The sequence below is a fragment of the Tenacibaculum sp. TC6 genome, from assembly GCF_050606265.1.
Taxonomy (GTDB): Bacteria; Bacteroidota; Bacteroidia; order Flavobacteriales; family Flavobacteriaceae; genus Polaribacter.
In genome coordinates, this window is record NZ_JBOCUK010000033.1 from 1 (window position 1) to 17,615 (window position 17,615).

Annotated in this window: 17 protein-coding genes; 7 read left to right on the plus strand and 10 right to left on the minus strand. The window is 31.2% G+C overall.

The genetic code is table 11. The annotated features are described in order from the left end of the window. Positions 1 to 141: 141 nt before the first annotated feature. From ACQY1Q_RS14380 to ACQY1Q_RS14410, 7 genes are all read right to left on the minus strand, one after another. Positions 142 to 651: an OmpH family outer membrane protein gene (locus ACQY1Q_RS14380; RefSeq protein WP_431006018.1), complete on the minus strand. Its 510-nt coding sequence runs from the start codon at positions 649 to 651 to the stop codon at positions 142 to 144. 39 nt (positions 652 to 690) lie between these two features. Continuing rightward, positions 691 to 1,494, minus strand: a complete 804-nt coding sequence (locus ACQY1Q_RS14385; RefSeq protein ID WP_431006019.1) for an OmpH family outer membrane protein — start codon at positions 1,492 to 1,494, stop codon at positions 691 to 693. A 62-nt stretch (positions 1,495 to 1,556) separates the two neighbouring features. Continuing rightward, positions 1,557 to 4,124: an outer membrane protein assembly factor BamA gene (gene bamA / locus ACQY1Q_RS14390; RefSeq protein ID WP_431006020.1), complete on the minus strand. Its 2,568-nt coding sequence runs from the start codon at positions 4,122 to 4,124 to the stop codon at positions 1,557 to 1,559. Further along, complete coding sequence (locus ACQY1Q_RS14395) at positions 4,117 to 4,869, minus strand: isoprenyl transferase (protein WP_431006021.1); 753 nt, start codon at positions 4,867 to 4,869, stop codon at positions 4,117 to 4,119. The genes bamA and ACQY1Q_RS14395 overlap by 8 nt, the downstream gene beginning before the upstream one ends. 5 nt (positions 4,870 to 4,874) lie before the next feature. Then, positions 4,875 to 5,555 carry a DUF6089 family protein gene (locus tag ACQY1Q_RS14400; RefSeq protein WP_431006022.1) on the minus strand — a complete coding sequence of 227 codons (681 nt, stop codon included), beginning with the start codon at positions 5,553 to 5,555 and terminating at the stop codon, positions 4,875 to 4,877. 106 nt (positions 5,556 to 5,661) lie between these two features. Beyond that, the gene (locus ACQY1Q_RS14405; RefSeq protein WP_431006023.1) at positions 5,662 to 6,558 is read right to left on the minus strand and encodes an NAD kinase; all 897 of its coding nucleotides are present in this window, start codon (positions 6,556 to 6,558) and stop codon (positions 5,662 to 5,664) included. Between the two features lie 41 nt (positions 6,559 to 6,599). Then, entirely contained in the window at positions 6,600 to 7,259 is a 660-nt protein-coding gene (locus ACQY1Q_RS14410; RefSeq protein WP_431006024.1) for a CBS domain-containing protein, read from the minus strand. An 87-nt stretch (positions 7,260 to 7,346) separates the two neighbouring features. On the opposite strand from ACQY1Q_RS14410, the gene ACQY1Q_RS14415 reads away from it, so the two are divergent. Beyond that, positions 7,347 to 8,063: a pyridoxine 5'-phosphate synthase gene (locus tag ACQY1Q_RS14415; protein ID WP_431006025.1), complete on the plus strand. Its 717-nt coding sequence runs from the start codon at positions 7,347 to 7,349 to the stop codon at positions 8,061 to 8,063. Positions 8,064 to 8,069: 6 nt separating this feature from the next. Further along, positions 8,070 to 8,834, plus strand: a complete 765-nt coding sequence (locus ACQY1Q_RS14420) for an alpha/beta fold hydrolase (RefSeq protein WP_431006026.1) — start codon at positions 8,070 to 8,072, stop codon at positions 8,832 to 8,834. A gap of 613 nt (positions 8,835 to 9,447) precedes the next feature. Here the strand turns inward: ACQY1Q_RS14420 and ACQY1Q_RS14425 are convergent. Next, positions 9,448 to 9,705 (minus strand): hypothetical protein, encoded by a 258-nt coding sequence (locus ACQY1Q_RS14425; protein WP_431006027.1) that lies wholly within the window; start codon positions 9,703 to 9,705, stop codon positions 9,448 to 9,450. A 143-nt stretch (positions 9,706 to 9,848) separates the two neighbouring features. On the opposite strand from ACQY1Q_RS14425, the gene ACQY1Q_RS14430 reads away from it, so the two are divergent. After that, complete coding sequence (locus tag ACQY1Q_RS14430) at positions 9,849 to 10,235, plus strand: hypothetical protein (RefSeq protein ID WP_431006028.1); 387 nt, start codon at positions 9,849 to 9,851, stop codon at positions 10,233 to 10,235. A gap of 144 nt (positions 10,236 to 10,379) precedes the next feature. Continuing rightward, positions 10,380 to 10,793, plus strand: a complete 414-nt coding sequence (locus tag ACQY1Q_RS14435) for a hypothetical protein (RefSeq protein ID WP_431006029.1) — start codon at positions 10,380 to 10,382, stop codon at positions 10,791 to 10,793. 12 nt (positions 10,794 to 10,805) lie between these two features. Here the strand turns inward: ACQY1Q_RS14435 and ACQY1Q_RS14440 are convergent, their stop codons facing one another. Then, positions 10,806 to 11,384 carry an NAD(P)H-dependent oxidoreductase gene (locus tag ACQY1Q_RS14440; protein WP_431006030.1) on the minus strand — a complete coding sequence of 193 codons (579 nt, stop codon included), beginning with the start codon at positions 11,382 to 11,384 and terminating at the stop codon, positions 10,806 to 10,808. Between the two features lie 63 nt (positions 11,385 to 11,447). Next, entirely contained in the window at positions 11,448 to 12,011 is a 564-nt protein-coding gene (locus tag ACQY1Q_RS14445) for a Crp/Fnr family transcriptional regulator (RefSeq protein ID WP_431006031.1), read from the minus strand. 218 nt (positions 12,012 to 12,229) lie between these two features. On the opposite strand from ACQY1Q_RS14445, the gene ACQY1Q_RS14450 reads away from it, so the two are divergent. The 3 genes from ACQY1Q_RS14450 (at position 12,230) to ACQY1Q_RS14460 (ending at position 17,536) form a co-directional block, all read left to right on the plus strand. Further along, positions 12,230 to 14,398: a tetratricopeptide repeat-containing sensor histidine kinase gene (locus ACQY1Q_RS14450; protein WP_431006032.1), complete on the plus strand. Its 2,169-nt coding sequence runs from the start codon at positions 12,230 to 12,232 to the stop codon at positions 14,396 to 14,398. Then, positions 14,373 to 15,110, plus strand: a complete 738-nt coding sequence (locus tag ACQY1Q_RS14455) for a LytR/AlgR family response regulator transcription factor (protein ID WP_431006033.1) — start codon at positions 14,373 to 14,375, stop codon at positions 15,108 to 15,110. The genes ACQY1Q_RS14450 and ACQY1Q_RS14455 overlap by 26 nt, the downstream gene beginning before the upstream one ends. Positions 15,111 to 15,391: 281 nt before the next feature. After that, entirely contained in the window at positions 15,392 to 17,536 is a 2,145-nt protein-coding gene (locus ACQY1Q_RS14460) for a T9SS type A sorting domain-containing protein (protein WP_431006034.1), read from the plus strand. Positions 17,537 to 17,615 lie beyond the last annotated feature (79 nt).

Here is a 17,615-nt window from a genome sequence, read left to right on the forward strand (position 1 = left end):
TCTTTTTGAGTACGTTTTACATGTTTGTTTTTCATGACACTTAATTTTTAGTGTAACGCTATTTCAGGACGGGACAATTACAAAAATAAAAAACCTGCTCTATTAAAAAGCAGGTTTTTTATATATTATCATTACAAACTATTAGAAACCTAATTTAGTTTTTACTGCATTGTAAATATCTTCTCCTTTGTCATAAACGATTAATCCTTTACCTGGAGCAGCATCAAAAACATAGATAATTCCTTTTTCAGAAGCTACAGCTTTAATAGCATCTTCAGCTTTCTTTAAAATAGGAAGTGTTTTTTCTTGGTATTTCTTTTGCATTTCTTGTGCAGCAGTTTGTTCAGCTTGACTAATTTTAGCTCTATCTTGTTGAACTTCTACAGCTCTTTTTTGGTTTTCTTCTTGAGTTTGGCTTTTACCTTCAGCTTCGTATTTTTTAATCTTAGCTTCTAACTTCTTATACATTGCTTCAATATCGTCACGGTAAGTTTTGCTTAACTTTTCTAACTCTGCCTTCATTGCTTTAGTATCAGGCATGTCAGCTAATAATTTATCAGTGTTAATATGTGCATTTTTTTGTGCGTTAGCAACACCACCTAATCCAACTGTAAAAATTGCAACTAATAATAACTTTTTTAAATGTTTCATTTCTGTTGTTTTGATTTAATTATTGTCTTTATTCTTGATTTATTTGTTTTCTTCTGACTCTTTATTGTCTTCTGCTTTTTTGTCTTCTTGTGCCTTTTTTAGGGCATCTCTTTTTTCTTTTAATAATCTTCTCTTTTCAGCCTGAGCTTTCAAACGAGCTTGTCTTTTTTCTTCAATTTGTTTTATTCTGGCTTCTCTTTCAGAGATTTTTTGTTGTTTTAACTCTTCTTTTTTAGCCTGTAGCTCTTGTTGTTGCTCTGTTAACCCTCCATCTTTCAATAATTCTTTTTTAGCAGCAATCTTATCTTTTTTAGCTTGTTGTTTTTGATCTATAGTTATCAACTTTACAACAAGGTCGCTAATATCGTGTTTTTTATTAGAATACAACATTACTAAATCAGAAGATTTGTCAAAAACAAAATCATACTTTTTTCTCGATGCAATGTCTTGTATTGCGTTGTATACTTGGTCTTGTACCGGTTGAATTAACTGCTTTCTTAAATTAAACATATCACCTCTAGGACCAAAGTATAACGATTCAAGTCTTCTTAATGCTTCTTGTTTTACTCTAATATCTTCTTCACGTTCATCAATCAGATCTTTGGTAAGTATAGCTTTTTCGTTGGCCAAATCAGTTTTTAAAACTTCTATACTACGCGCTTCTTTATCTAATTGTTTTTTCCACTTTTCAACTTTAGCGTTTAAGGCATTTTGAGCTTCTAGATATTCAGGAATATTTTGAAGAATATAATCCATGTCAATATACGCTATACGTTGACTTTTTTGTGCAAAAGATACGCTTACTAAAAGTAAAAGAACGATTGATAAAATGTTTTTTTTCATCTTGTATAATGTGTTTAGAAAAAACCGTGCCAAAAAACCAGACACATTACAAATGTAAGGTTTTAGAACTGTCTTCCAATAATAAAATGTGTTTGCCAGCCTGATTTAGTAGGGTCAATACTATTCTCAAATCCAGGTAACGGATCAAAACCATGAGCAAAGTCTATACCTAATAACCCAAAAGCAGGCATGAATATACGCACACCTACTCCTGCTGAACGTTTTAATCTAAACGGATTAAAGTTGCTAAAATTGTCATAAGAATTACCGGCTTCTAAAAATCCTAAAGTATAAATAGAAGCAGAAGGCTTATCTGTAATAGAATAGCGTAATTCTAATTGGAATTTATTATAGATTGAACCTCCGTCAATAGATGATATTCTATTGTTTTCATATCCTCTTAAACCAATAGTTTCTCTACCATCTAACTGCCCTTGAGCAATACCATCACCTCCAACAAAGTAACGTTCAACCGGTGTTAATCCTAACTGATTGTTATATTTTCCTAAGTAACCAATTTCAAAGTTAGACATTAAAACTAGTTTTTTAGCTAACTCTGTATACCATTTACCTTTAGCAGAAATTTTATAATACTCTAACCACTTATACTTATCTGCATAATAAACTTGCTCTTCAGGTGAGCCAGATAATAAGTCTGAAGGTCTTCTATAATCTTTACCATTTAATAAAGAGTATGGTAATGTTGCTTTTGCTCTAAGGGTAAACTCAGAACCATAGGTTGGGAAAATTAAACTTGGTCCTGCAGAGTTACGGCTTAAAGCAACAGAGTAAGCAAGGTTGTTTAAGTCTCCTTGACTTAAAACAGCATTTGAAGAACCTACACGGTAACCATAATTTTGTAACTCAATTCGTTGAAAACTGATAGACTGAGATAATGAGAAGTAATCATCAGGCCATCTTAAACGCTTACCTAATCCTATTTGAGCCCCGATAATACTTAAACTTTCGTCTCTGTTAACGGTATTAGTTCTGAAATCAAAACGGTATTGGTCTGATTTATATACAGAGAATGATAATGATTGCGGTGTTTTACCTCCTAACCAAGGCTCAGTAAATGAGAAACTATACGTACTATAAGTTCTACTGGCTTGTAAACGTAATGAAAGGCTTTGCCCGTCTCCCATTGGTAATGGCTTGTAGGCATCTTTATTAAAGATGTTACGAATAGAAAAGTTGTTAAATGATAAACCTAAGGTACCAATGAAAGATCCTCCACCGTAACCACCTTGTAATTCTATTTGGCTACCACCTTTTTCAACCACAGAAAAATCAATATCTGCTGTTTTATCTTGATAGTTAGGTTTAACATCCGGAGTTACGTTGGTGTCAAAAAATCCTAACTGACCTATTTCACGAATAGATCTAATAATATTTTGTCTACTAAACAAATCACCTGGTTTAACACGTAATTCTCTGTAAATTACATGGTCATTTGTTTTGTCGTTTCCTGTTACCGTTACTTTTTTAATAGTTGCCTGCTCATCTTCTCTAATACGAACTTCAACCGTAATAGAGTCATTTTTTACCTTTGTTTCAACAGCATTTACTTGTGAAAACAGGAATCCGTTATTATGGTAAAGTGTTTGAATGTCTTGTGAAGTTGGAGTTCCGTCTCCGGAAATTCTTTCTTTTAATACTTTTCCGTTATATACATCTCCTTTATCAATACGTAGTAAGGCATGCAATTGCTCGTCTGTATATGTTTTGTTTCCAACAAAAAGAATTTCAGCAAATCTGTATTGTCTTCCTTCTTCAAGAGCAATTTCTAGGTTAATCGTATTATCGTCATTCCAAGTAACTTTGTCTGATAAAATACGAGCATCTCTATATCCTTTTTCACTATATTTTTCAAGAATACTTTCAAGATCTTTTTTATAGTCTTCTAAGATATATTTAGATGATTTCCAGAAACGTCCTAAGAATTTACGTTTTGTGTTTTTCATAGCTCCTCTTAACGCAGAGCTTGATAATGCTTTATTACCAACAAAATTAATTTCTTTAATTTTGATACGCTTACCTCTGTCAATAAAAACACTCATGCTAACGGTGTTAACATCAGAAGTATCTTTTTTAGTATCAACAGTTACTTTGGTTTTTAAGTATCCTTTGTCAGTATATTTTTTCTTAATATAGTTACGAGTTGTTACAATTAAGTTATCGGTAACCATAACTCCTCTTTTTAGTTCAGTTTCTTTTATTAAATCTTTTACTTTAGATTTACTAACCCCTGAAATGGTAATATTTGAAAGTTGAGGTAACTCAGTAACATCAAATTGAAGATATACGGTATCTCCATCTAATTTAGAAAGGTATACATCTACCTCACTAAATTGTTTACTTTCATATAATTTTTTAATAGCACTGGTAAGTTTATCACCGGGAAGTCTTACGGGTTGTCCGTTAACTAAACCGGTATAAATTCTAACAGTTTGTTCACTAAATTTTTGAAGCCCGGTAACGGTTATTCCTCCTAAAATGTATTCTTTTCCTTTTTCGTAGTGAATAATGTTACTTGTTTTGGTACTATCTTTAACTATTTCTTGCGCTTTAGAACTCATAGTTACAAAAGCAGTAACAAATAGTGCAATTAAAAATGAATTTTTATTCATTGTTGTCAATCTGTTCACTTGTTTTTCCAAATCGTCTTTCCCTGTTTTGATAATCTAATATGGCATCAAAAAGATCTTCCTTTCTAAAATCCGGCCATAGCACATCTGTAAAATAGAGTTCTGCATAAGCCGCCTGCCATAGTAAAAAATTACTAATTCTTTGTTCCCCACTTGTACGTATCATCAAATCAACGTCAGGCAAATTAAATGTATATAAATGATTATTTATAATTTTATCGTTAATTTTTTCAATATCTATTTCATTATTAACAACTTTTTCAGATATATTTTTAATAGCATTAACAATTTCTTCTCTTGCCCCGTAGCTAAGGGCAAATGTTAATGTAATTTTCTTATTATTTTTTGTTTTTTCAATAACGTCCGACAGTACTTTTTGAGCACTTTTAGGAAGTTGGCTAACGTTACCAATAGAATTTACTCTAACATCTTTTCTCATAAACTCAGGGAGTTCTTTTTTTAAGGTAGAGATAAGAAGATTCATAAGGGCGTTAACCTCTAGTTTAGGACGGCTCCAATTTTCGGTTGAAAAAGCGTACATGGTTAAGTATTGTACACCAAGTTCAGAGGCGGTATCTGCAGTTTCTCTAATAGCGGTAAGGGCGTTTCTATGCCCAAAAACACGTTGCATTCCTTTACCTTTTGCCCATCTACCGTTACCATCCATAATAATGGCTATATGATTTGGTATCTTATGTAAATTAATGCTTCGTAGTTTTTCTTCCATATGTGTTATTCCGTTAATCCACTATAACATTGTGGCCTTCCAAAGGTATAAACAATTGAAATACCTGAAAAGGCATACCAATCATTTCCGTTACCACCAAAGTCTAAGTTGCTAATTTTAGAAGTGCTATAATCTATATCATCAACAAATGTATATCTGGCTCCTATTTCAACAGCGATGGCTAAATTATTAAAAAGTAATCCTTTTATACCTACCCCAAAAGGTATTGCGTATGAAAAGTTGTTTTGTAAACGTACAGTATTACCTGAAACTAAATCTGTTGGGCTTTTGTAATTAAAAGCTGCTATTTCAGTAAATATATAAGGTGTATAGGTAGTTTTATAATCACTTATATTATAACTGTAAAAATTAAATTCTGCTCCGGCAGCAAATTCATGAATAATATTTGAAAAACTTCTGCCTTGAGATTGGTTATAGGGGCTTTCTGAGTTTGCATCAGCACCGGCTACCGGAATATATGTATAGGTACCTCTTAAAGCAATTCTAGGATTAATATTGTACTTATAAATTAATCCACCGGCAAACCTGTTAGGATACATATAATTGGTTCTTCCTATGTCTCCAACAAAGTTAGAACCCCCTATAAATAAACCTATTTCATGGCTTTGAGCTAGTGAAATAGCTGATACAACTGCGAATAATATGAATAAAACTTGTTTTTTCATTGTAAAAATAGCGTGCAAATATAGCGATTTGAATTTGCTTTAAAAAGTTAATAATTTGTCTTTTTTGATTAACTTTTTTTTTGTCAATTTATTGTGATTAATGTTTTTATAACGCTTCATTTCTTGTGTCTTCACCCCATAATAACTTACTTCTAAGAGTTCTTAGGTAAGATTGGTTTTTAGGCATAATACTTTTTATGGTAAAAGGCGCTTTTTTAATAAGTATTTTGGTATCTAAATTTACAGTAGCAATTCTAGAATCTAAGGTAATTATAAAGTCTTTTTCTCTTGAGCTAACTTCTAACTGTATAGAAATATCATCAGGTATAACCATGGGCCTGGCATTTAAGTTATGCGGAGCTATAGGGGTAACTATTAAACTTTTTGAGTTGGGTAATATTACCGGACCGTCACAACTTAACGAATATCCGGTTGAACCGGTTGGAGTGGCAATAATAAGCCCATCTGCCCAATAGTTAGTTAAATATTCGTGGTCTAAAAATGTTTTAACACCTATCATAGAGGTGGTATTTCTACGAGCTATTGTAATTTCATTTAAGGCAAAATTAAGCTCAGAAAACTCTTCGGTTTCCGGGTCTGTAGAAATTTGAAGCAAGGTTCTTTCCTGAATTGTATATTCTTTTTTTAATAAAAGTTCTATAGCTTCTTCAATTTGATTTTTTTGCACGGTAGCTAAAAAACCAAGCCTTCCGGTGTTAATACCCATTATTGGAATGTCTAAATTACGTATATAAGTTACTGCACGTAAAAAAGTTCCGTCACCCCCCATTGTAAATAACAAATCAAACGAGTTGGAAAGATCATTAAAATGAGAAAAGGTAGGGTATTTTTTATCTAATGTTTTTTGCTCTACTAATAAATTGTAGAAGTCTTTTTCAAAAAAAGCTACAATATTATGTTTTTGTAAAATAGAGAGTAAAATTTTTATTTCTTTCTCTGCAGAAATGGTATATGATTGTCCGTATATAGCTACTTTTTTCAAAATATAAGTTCTTGTTTAGGTTTTAGAAGATATATGTTTAATTACATGTCCAAATACTTACGTAAGTATCGGGCTCTGTCTTTAAGTTCTTCTAAATAAGAATCGTCTTCATGCTGAGTAATCACGGTATAATCATACCTTCTGAAAGTTTGAATAATATCATTAATTATTTCTGTTGAAACTTTTAAGGTTATTTGAATTGTTTCTTGACTTTCATAAGAAATATACATTCCTAAAAGTTTTCCTTTATTACTTTCAACAATTTGTGATATTTGGCTCATTGAATAATCATTTTTATTTTTTTCAATGATTAGCGTTTCACTGTTTAAATGTAAAAACGGGCTATCAGCAAAAACATCCAGAATATCTCCTAATTCGTAATACCCAATATAATTAAGGTCTTTATCTAAAACAGGAATTAAATTAGTGTCATTATCAGCAAATAAGGATACTAAATCTAATAAGGTAGCTTTTTCACTGGTATAAAAATGATCTAATAAATAATCATAATCCTTTAACAAAGCTTCTTTATCATCTAAAGTTTGTATATCACTTTCCGGAAGGCAACCTACAAGTTTTTTATTTTTAACTACAGGAATATGCGTAATAGGCAAATCTTTACACAATTTTTGAGCGCATCCAACAGTGTGTTCTAAACTTAGCTCTTTAATTTCGTTAAGTATAAAATCGTTAATATTCATTGGCACGAATATAGGTTAAAATGATTTAATGAATTACTTTTGCCCTTATATAATAAGCTTTAATTTTTTTTAAAAGCAAATTTACTAATGACAAAGTTAAGTGTAAATATAAATAAAATAGCTACGTTACGTAACTCAAGAGGAGGGAATGTTCCTAATTTATTACAAGTAGCTAAAGATGTGCAGGAGTTTGGAGCAGAGGGAGTTACTATTCATCCAAGACCTGATGAACGCCATATACGTTATCAGGATGCTTACGACTTAAAACCTGTGGTAACTACTGAGTACAATATTGAAGGAAATCCTATTAAAAAGTTTATGGATTTAGTATTGGATATTAAACCGACTCAAGTAACTTTAGTACCGGACGGTGATGATGTGTTAACCTCTAATGCCGGATGGAATACCGTTGTACATCAATCATATTTGCAAGAAGTTATTGCCGAATTTAAAAGAGCCGGCATACGTACCTCTATTTTTATTGATACAGATTTAAAGTTAATTGAAGCGGCTGCTAAAACCGGAACTGATAGAATTGAGCTGTACACAGAAAATTTTGCAACAGAGTTTGAAAGAGGAAACAAAGAAGCTATAAAGCCTTATACAGAAGCTGCAATTTTAGCACATGAGTTAGGGTTAGGAATTAATGCCGGCCATGATTTAAGCTTAGAAAATATACAGTTTTTTAAACAAAACATACCCAACTTAGCAGAAGTATCTATAGGGCATGCTCTTATTTCTGAAAGTATTTACTTAGGAATTCAAAATGTAGTTTCTATGTATTTACACAAATTGAAAGGTTAATATTTTATGGACGTTTTACATTCTAAAATTGTTGGAGAGGGTAAACCTTTGTTAATACTGCACGGGTACTTTGGTATGGGTGATAATTGGAAAACACACGCCAACCAATTTGCTGAAAAAGGTTTTGAAGTACATTTAATTGATCAAAGAAATCATGGAAGAAGTTTTCATACAGATGCTTTTGATTATGAACTGTTAGTACAAGATTTACATGCCTATATTCAATACCATCATGTTGTAAAACCTCATATATTAGGGCATTCTATGGGAGGTAAAACTGCTATGCTGTTTGCCGTAGAATATCCTGAATTGATAGATAAGTTAATTATTGCAGATATTTCTCCTAAAGAATACCCGCCGCATCACCATGAAATTTTAGCCGCTTTAAATTCTGTAGATTTTTCTGTACAAAATACAAGAGGTTTGGTTGATGCTAAAATGGCAGAGCTTATTCCGGAAGCAGGTGTTAGACAGTTTTTGTTAAAAAGCCTGTATTGGAAAGAAAAAGGCGTATTGGCATTTCGTTTCAATTTAAAATCATTAACAGAAAACAACAAAGAAGTTGGGGTAGCACTTCCGTCATTTACCGTTTTTGAAGGAGAAACATTGTTTTTATCAGGAGAAAAATCACACTATATAACAGATGATGAAGTACCTCTGATTAAAGCCCATTTTCCTAACTCAACAATAAAAACCATTGCAAACGCCGGGCATTGGCTACATGCTGAAAACCCGAATGATTTTTTTAAAGAGGTTATTAGTTTTTTATAAGAAATACACAGAGTAAAACACAACAGCCTCTTAAAATTTCTTGAAAAATCCATTGGGCAGCATTGTTCATACATTCTAGTGTATATAATTCCATTAGGCGGAATCGCTACTACAATCTTGTGTATATAATTCCATTAGGCGGAATCGCTAATACAATCCAGTATATACAATTCCATCAGGCAGTATCGCTGATACAATCTTATGTATGCAATTCCATTAAGCGGAATCGCTAATACATTCTGGCGTAAATAAGTTCATCCGGCTAAATTGTTTGGTGAAACAAGAATTTTTAAAGGTTACGTCTATACATTTTTTTCCCTATTGATATTCCTCATAAAAAAACCAGCTTATACAGTAAGTAAATGTTTGTGTACTCTTGTATGAGGTGTTGTTGGGGTGCTTTTTGTGGTTTAATCCAAAAGGGAGCCATAGTTTAATTGAGATGTAAACATAAAGCAGCTTAGCCAATACAATTACTAATAGCTTGTTAAAAACAGGGGTGTTGTTTAAATGTAGAATTTTGTTAGTTTAAAAAAACGAGGCAGAAACAAAATGTTATCTACCCCGTAGGTGCCCCTCCAAATAATCTGCTAAACTTAAGGGATAGATGTACTCAAGGGATATCTTTATGTATTTGAGTAATAATTGTGTTAATTTGTGAGTTTATGTGCTGCCTTTCTTTCATATAGCTATTAAAAACGGTAATAATGGCTTTGGCAACAATTAAGTTATTCCGCTTGCCTGAATATACTTTTTGAATGGTTTCTAGTGAAAAGTTATAGCCATTTTTGGTTAGGTATTCTTTAACTTTTTCTCTGTACTTAGGTGGTTTAATTTTTTCTAATTCTTCTCGTTGCATAGGTGTTATCATAAAACTATTGTTGTTTTTTGGTAAATGACAGCACTTTTAATTTATATTTGTACGTGTTTTGTACTAAAAGCTTTACAAATATACAAACAAAATTCTAAATAGGAAACAAAATTAAATATAATTTAGAAAAAAGTTGTTTTTAGATGAGTGATTTTATTGATGATACTTATAAAAGAGTTGAGAAAATTATTAATGATAATAATTTGAACGTAAGGTCTTTTGAAGAAAGGATTGACGTTTCTAACAATTCTATAGGTACGGCTATTCGTAGAAAAGCTTCGTTTAAGAGCAATGTGTTAAACAAAATTCTACAATCTTTTCCTGAAATTAATCCCACATGGTTATTAACGGGTAAAGGTGAAATGTTTTTAGCCAACGAGCTAAAAAATTCACTTAAAGAACCTAACTCTAAATACCAAGCCATCAGATTAAGCAGTCAAATAAAATCTAACCTAATTGATTTAATTTTAGAAGATAAGGAAGTTAGAGAAGCTTTGTCTGCTCAAATTGACCGTATTTTAAAAGAATAATCTTTTATAAATAATATAAATCAATTCATTTTTCTGATAAAATAGGAGAGAAGGCGAGTTCTTTATTTTTAATAATGTATACTTACTAAAAAAGAACGCAACCAATTAGCTTTCAGTGTATCTATACTAAAAAAACACGTACAGATGAAACATTTTATTTTATTAACGTTGGCTTTGTTTTTAACCAATGGTTGTACAGATACCAGTACCGTACCAACAGAAAAAATATCTTTTTCTCTTGTAAAATATACCCCATCTGCCATACTACCCCAAACTGCTACCTATGCACTTAACCAAATTATATGGAGTTTTGATTTTGAAAATCAAACAATAACTATTGAAACCGAAGACGGTGTAGAAAGCCCTGTTTTACAAAAAGGAACTTATACATATACTTTAGTAGCTAATTCATGTAATTATGGAAATAATAAAACGCTTGTTGTAAACGGGCAACAGTATGGAGTACTTATTTTAGATGAATTAAAGTTAGGAAAAATTCAAATTTCTTTTGAATGTTTAGATGGTCATAAGCTGGTTTTTCAAAAAAGCACAAAGTAAGATTAGTTTATTTTATGTAAGCTGAGTTCCTAACTTATACACTTTTTGCAACCATGCTTTTCTTTTTTTAAGAGTTGAGTTTTTAATTACAGATAGGTAGGTGATTTTAACAGGAGAAACTCCGCAAAACTCTAACGTACCTTTTTTAAATTGGCGAATTGCCGGTCTTTTCATAAATAAATAATCATACCAGGCAGGGGAGTCGGAAGTAATAATTAATCGAGCAGTTTTACCTTTTAATAATTTTTCAGGAAAAGGTTTTCCTTCTATTGGCTGAAAGGTAATTCCGGGTAAAAAAGTTCTGTCAATAAATCCTTTCATAATGGCTGGGTATCCGGCCCACCAAACAGGAAAAACCCAAACTAAATGATTTGCTGCTTTAATTTTGTCTAAAGCCTCAATTAAATCAGGTTCTAAATCAGTTCTTTTTCTATAACCAAATTTAAGAATAGGATTAAAGCTTAAATCAGCAATATTAATTTGTTCTATTTGTGCGTTGGTTTCTTCTGCACCTTTTTTATAGGCAGCAGCAAGTGCGTGATTAAAACTTTCGTTGTCAGGATGCCCGTTAATAATTAAAATTTGTTTCATAAAAAGGTTTACTTTTTTATGACAAAGAACAATAATGAGGCTTGTTTTAAAAAGGACATTTGTCTAATAAAAAACAGTTTTTCTAATTCTGCTTAAATGTCTTTGAGTTATACCTAAATAAGAAGCTATGTAACTTAACGGTATTGAATTAAGGTAATGTGGGTGTGTTTGCAGTAAACTTTTATACCTGTTTTCAGCACTTTCTCTTTGTAGCACAAAAATTCTTTTTTCTAAATTTATATACTCTTGCTCTGCCATTAATTTGAAAAGTTTTAACCAGTTATTACTTGATTGTTCAAGCTGAAGAATATGTTCTTTTGAAATTATAAATGTTTCGGTAGCAACAATAGCCTCAATGTTTTCGGTAGTGGGTGTTTGACTTATAAATGAAGAGTATGCGGTAACAAATGAGTTTTCAGATAAAAAACAATACGTTACTTCTTCACCGGCAGTAGAATGGTAAAAAGATCTGAAAATACCGGAAGTAACAAATGCAACATCATTACATATAGCACCTTCTTTAATAAAATAATCTCCTTTATTAAATTTTTTATAGCTGGTTAAGCTACTAAAATGACGTATTTCTTGTGCTGTTAAAAGGTTAAAAGAAGCTAAATATTCTTCCATTATTGTATTTTGGAGTGGTTTGAGTATGTAAAATTAAAAATTGTTTTTTTAAGTTATTAAGGATTTAGATGAATGTTGCAGGTTTCTTTAAAAGAAGTTTTTTCTCTCATTATAAAAAATAGTAGCTTTAACACTTATCAATTTGCAGTACTAAAAATCAGCCAGTCAACTTTATGATTTCGATTCATAAACATTTTTTGTCTTTATTACTTTTTTATTTGTGTACAATTATTTTAAATGCTCAAAATAAAAAGATAGATAGTCTTACCATTGAACTAGCAAAATATAAAGTAGAAGATTCTTTGAGAGTTAATCTTTTAATGAGTCTTTGTAATGAGATTAAGGATTTAGATATAGAAAAAGCTAGTTTTTTACTTGATGAAGCAGAAAAAATTTCTAAAAAAGTGAATTACCCAAAAGGTAAAGCAGATGTTGTTTACAATAAAGGACAACTAGAAATTATAAAATCTAATTATAAAGAAAGTATTCTAAAATTTAAGGAGGCTATTAAATTATACCAATCGTTAAATAACAGGCGAGGAGAGTCTTATGCTAACAATGGTATAGGAGTGGCTTATTATGCTCAAAGTGATTTTGCCAACGCGATAGTGTATTATAAAAAATCTGCTGCTATAGATAAATCACTAAATGATTTGAAAGGTGTGGCTGGAAGTCTGAATAATATAGGTAATATTTATGCAGATCAAGGAAATTATATAGAAGCCATTAATTATTACACTAGGTCTAAAGAATTAAAGCTTAAAGTTAAAGATACGATGGGAGTTGCAAGAGCATATACAAACATAGGAAGTATATATGGCGAACAAGGCAATTACCATAAAGCACTTGAGAATTTTAATATGGCTGTGAGTTTTTATGAGAAGTTAGGACTATCTAATTATACCGAAAGATTAATGTTGAACATAGGAATGGTGTATCATAATTTAGGTAAAATTGACAAGGCATTAATTTATGTAAATAAAGCTTTAGAAGTTTCTAAAAAGCAAAATAACCAAGTAACTATTGCTATCTGCTTAAGTGTTAAAGGAAGTATTTATAAAACCCAATTGAACTATGTAAATGCGCTGGAACAATTTCAAAAAGCTTTGCAAATACGTGAAAGTATTAATGATAAGAGAGGAATTGGTATAAGCTTAAATGATGTAGCAGATGTTCAAATTTTAGTAAATCAAGAAACGAAAGCTCTAAAAAACTTTAAAAAAGCTGAAATTGTAAATAAAGAAATAGGTTCACAAATCGGTTTATGCCGTTCCTGTTTAGGACTAGCCAAGTGCTTTAACTCTCAAAAACAATATCAAAAAGCACTTGATTATACCTTAAAAAGTCAAGGAATAGCCATTGACATGAAGCTGCTACAACTACAAAAAGAAATTACAGAACTACTTTCTATAGTGTATAATAACATAGGCGATTACAAAAAAGCTTTTGAAAGTCATCAGAAATACAAAACACTCAATGACAGTATTTTTAATAAAGAAAATATTGAAAAGATTACTCAATTAGAATACGAATATAAATACAAACAAGCTTTAGACTCTGCCAGTATTCGTGAATTGAAACTAACAAAAACAGTGTTGGATACTTCTCAAAGCTTAAAAAAATCGCAAAGAAATTTATTGCTTGGAGTTATAGGCTTTTTAGTTACCTCTTTAATTTTAGGAGCTATAATTTTTATTTTAAGACTAAGAAATGAAAAAGCGAAAACACAAAATGTGATGATAGAACAAAAATTATTACGTTCACAAATGACCCCACATTTTATATTTAATTCGCTTTCTGTTTTGCAAGGCATGATTTTGAATAAGGAAGAGAAAAAATCGGTTTCCTATGTGTCTAAATTTTCAAAACTACTTAGAACTATTTTAGAAAATTCAAGAGATAAAGTTGTCTTGCTTTCTCAGGAATTAGTGGCTATTGATAGTTATTTAGCTCTTCAAAATTTAGAAAATAACAGGTTGATCTATACCATTTCAGTTAAAAACACTATACATACTTCGATGTTTAAAATTCCTCCAATGCTTATTCAGCCTTTTGTTGAAAATGCTGTAGAACATGCCTTTGTAAATTTTACAGGTACCAGAATAATTAACATTGAAATTACCTGCGTTAATGAAGATTTAGTATGTGCTATTAAAGATAACGGAGTAGGAGTAAATTATATAAAAGAAGGTAAAAATCAAACAAAGAAATCATTATCAACTACAATTACTGCCGAAAGATTAAAAATACTGTCAAAAGATTTTAAAAGAAAAGGGAGTGTTATTATTGAAGATAGAAAAAAGTATAATGAATTAGGAACTATCGTTACGCTGATACTTCCATATATAAAATTACAAAGTGATGAAAGTATTAATCATAGAAGATAAAGAATACATCAGAAAAGGATTGTGTAGTTTACTTCAACTTTTAGAAACTGAAATAACGGTATTAGGAGAATGTGAGTCGGTAAAAGAAGCAATTATAGTAGCCAATGCATGCAAACCGGAATTAGTATTGTTAGATATTAATCTTACTGACGGTACAGGTTTTGATTTTTTAGAGCAAACAGAAAATCTTAATTTCAAAGTTATTTTCATTACAGCTTATGAAGAACATGCGTTAAAAGCTTTAAAAATAGGCGCAGTTGATTATTTACTAAAGCCTGTAGATATAGATGAACTTGATATGGCAATACAAAAAGTTGCACAACTGTCAATAAATAAACAAAAGCAACAGGTAAAAATAGCTAAGCAGGTATGGGGTAATGAAGATACTACACTAATTTTATCGCTCCACGATAGTTTTCAGGTAATTGACTTGAATGAGTTGCACTATTGTGAATCAGACAATGGATATACTACGTTTTATTGTAGCAATCATAAAAAGTATATGGTTTCAAAAACCATAAAAGAATTTGAAGAACGTCTTTGCAAAGTTAATTTTACACGTACTCACCAATCATATATAGTCAACCTAAAATTTATAGATAAATATGATAAATCAGGCATTATTTATCTGAAAAACGGAAAAAAAATACCGGTATCTTCCAGAAAAAAAGAACAGTTTTTAAAAATGTTTTTAAACTGGAATAATAACTAAATTATTGATATGACGGATATTTTACGAAGTATCACGTTTATTTGTTCTACTGCTACGAAAATAGAATAGCTGTTTCTACCACTATTTTTCTTGTCTACTTTCACAGGTGTAAAATTGAAATTATACCAAGTATGAAAGTAAGTAAACTTATTGCTATAGTAACAATGCTCTTAGTATGGATGTTTTGTGGAGGATTTCAATTAAAAGGAGATTTAATAAGTATGGATTATTAAACTCAACTATAACATACTCAAATATTAACTTTTTAAAAATCATAAATTATGAAAACAGAAACTACTATTTTTTTACACAAATGTGCCATAACATTGTTGTTGTTGTGTGTAACTGCCTCATTTGCCCAAACCTTTCCTAATCCGGAGCAAGATATTTTTCAAGTCAATAGTAATAGTTCAGTAATAGAATCGCATCTTTCTGATTTAGATGGAGATGGAGACCTCGATTTAATATCATCTTATGGTAGTAACTCTAGTAACACTTTTTTTTGGTTTGAAAACCTAGATGGTTTAGGAAATTACGGTGTTGCTCAAAATGTGGTAAGTACAACAATATGGATGACAGATATTTATACGAGTGATATAGATGGTGATGGTGATATGGACATAATAACAGCGTCATCAAATAGCGGGGATGTATACTGGCTAGAAAATCTGGATGGTTTAGGAACCTTTGGAGCACTTCAAGTAATTGCACCAAATGAATATGGAGCAAATGAAGTTTTTACAGCCGATATGGATGGCGATGGAGACTTAGATGTATTGTCAGCTTCATTTTTAAATAATCGAATAGCTTGGTATGAGAACCTAGATGGTTTAGGAAATTTTGGACCCCAACAAATAATTATAACCTCTCCAAACTATATGGTTGATGTATATGCTGCTGATATAGATGGTGATGGTAGTATGGATGTGTTGTCTGCATCTAAAAATGATAATCGAATTGCTTGGTATAAAAATGATGGTACAGGAAGTTTTGGTTCACAACAAACCATAACTACAAATGCTAGTGAGGCTAGGTTTGTGTTTGCTGCTGATTTAGATGGTGATGGAGATAATGATGTATTGTCCGGATCTTATGGCGATAACCGAATAGCATGGTATGAAAATACAGATGGCTTAGGGAATTTTGGAGCTCAACAAGTTATTTATGATGGTGGTACAGGGCTTAGAGATATAAAATTAGTTGACTTAGATGGTGATGGTGATTTAGATGTAGTATCTGCATATAGCTATACAACAGCTACACCACATGAAATTTTATGGCATGAAAATAAAATTAATTGTAGCGGAAGTTTTGCACCGGAACAAATTATAGATAGTACTGCATTTGCGGTTTATAAAGTTTCTGCTGGAGATATTGATGGCGATGGCGATGTAGATGTATTGGGTTCATACAGTTCATCAATTCGTGTAGCTTGGTATGAAAATATAACTACTCCAACTATAAGTGAATACCTACCTGAAACACTGTATATATGTAATGAAAATTTTGAAGAATTGTGTGGTCCACCTTCTATAGGTTGTAATTTTACGTATAATTGGTATTATAATAATCCAACAACTCAGACAGCGAGTTTAGTTAGCACAACTCAGTGTTATACCCCAAATCAATATGGTGAATATGTATTAGTGGTAGAAGATGAAAACGGGAATTTTACTCATTATTATATAGAAGTATTAAATGCACTCCCGCAACCTGTTTTAGGCGTAAATGGAGAAATTTGTAAAGGAGAACTTATCAGTATAGCTGGTCAAGGATTTGATACGAATGATTATGATATAACATGGTTTCATAATGGAAACATAGTACAGCAAGGGGGTACAGTATTAACCACGTCATTTAGTAGTGGTACCATTACAGTTCAGGTAAGTTATAAAAAGTGTAAGGGTATAGTGATAACTAGTGTTAAAATAATTAATTGTTGCTCAGATACTGCACCGATATTAGGTGTAAATGGAGAAATTTGTAAAGGAGAGCTTATTAGTATTGCTGGTCAAGGTTTTGACTCTGGAGCGTATCAAATAACATGGTTTCATAATGGAAATATAGTACAACAAGGAGGTACAACTTTAATGACATCATATGCCAGCGGAATAATAACGTTATTGATTGAACAAGAAGGATGTAAAGAAGTACTAAAAGTAGAGGTGAAAATTGTATACTGTGATAAAAAAGAAGAAGTAACAGTATATCCTAATCCCGTTAAAGATTTAGTTAAGATAGAATTTAATGAGCTATTAAGTGGAGACATTCAAATAATGGACCAAGCAGGAATTTTAATCTTAGAAAAAACATTTGAAAAACAATTGAATTATACAATTGATATGTCAAAGTTTAAGCCGGGTGTGTACATTGTTAGGATAATTATAGAAGATAAGGTGGTAACAAAAAAAGTTATAAAAGAATAAATAAGTAATTCAGAGTCAGGGTTTATAAAGTCTTGACTCTGAATTTTAAGTTGCCCTGAAGAGTTTAAACTATAATAAG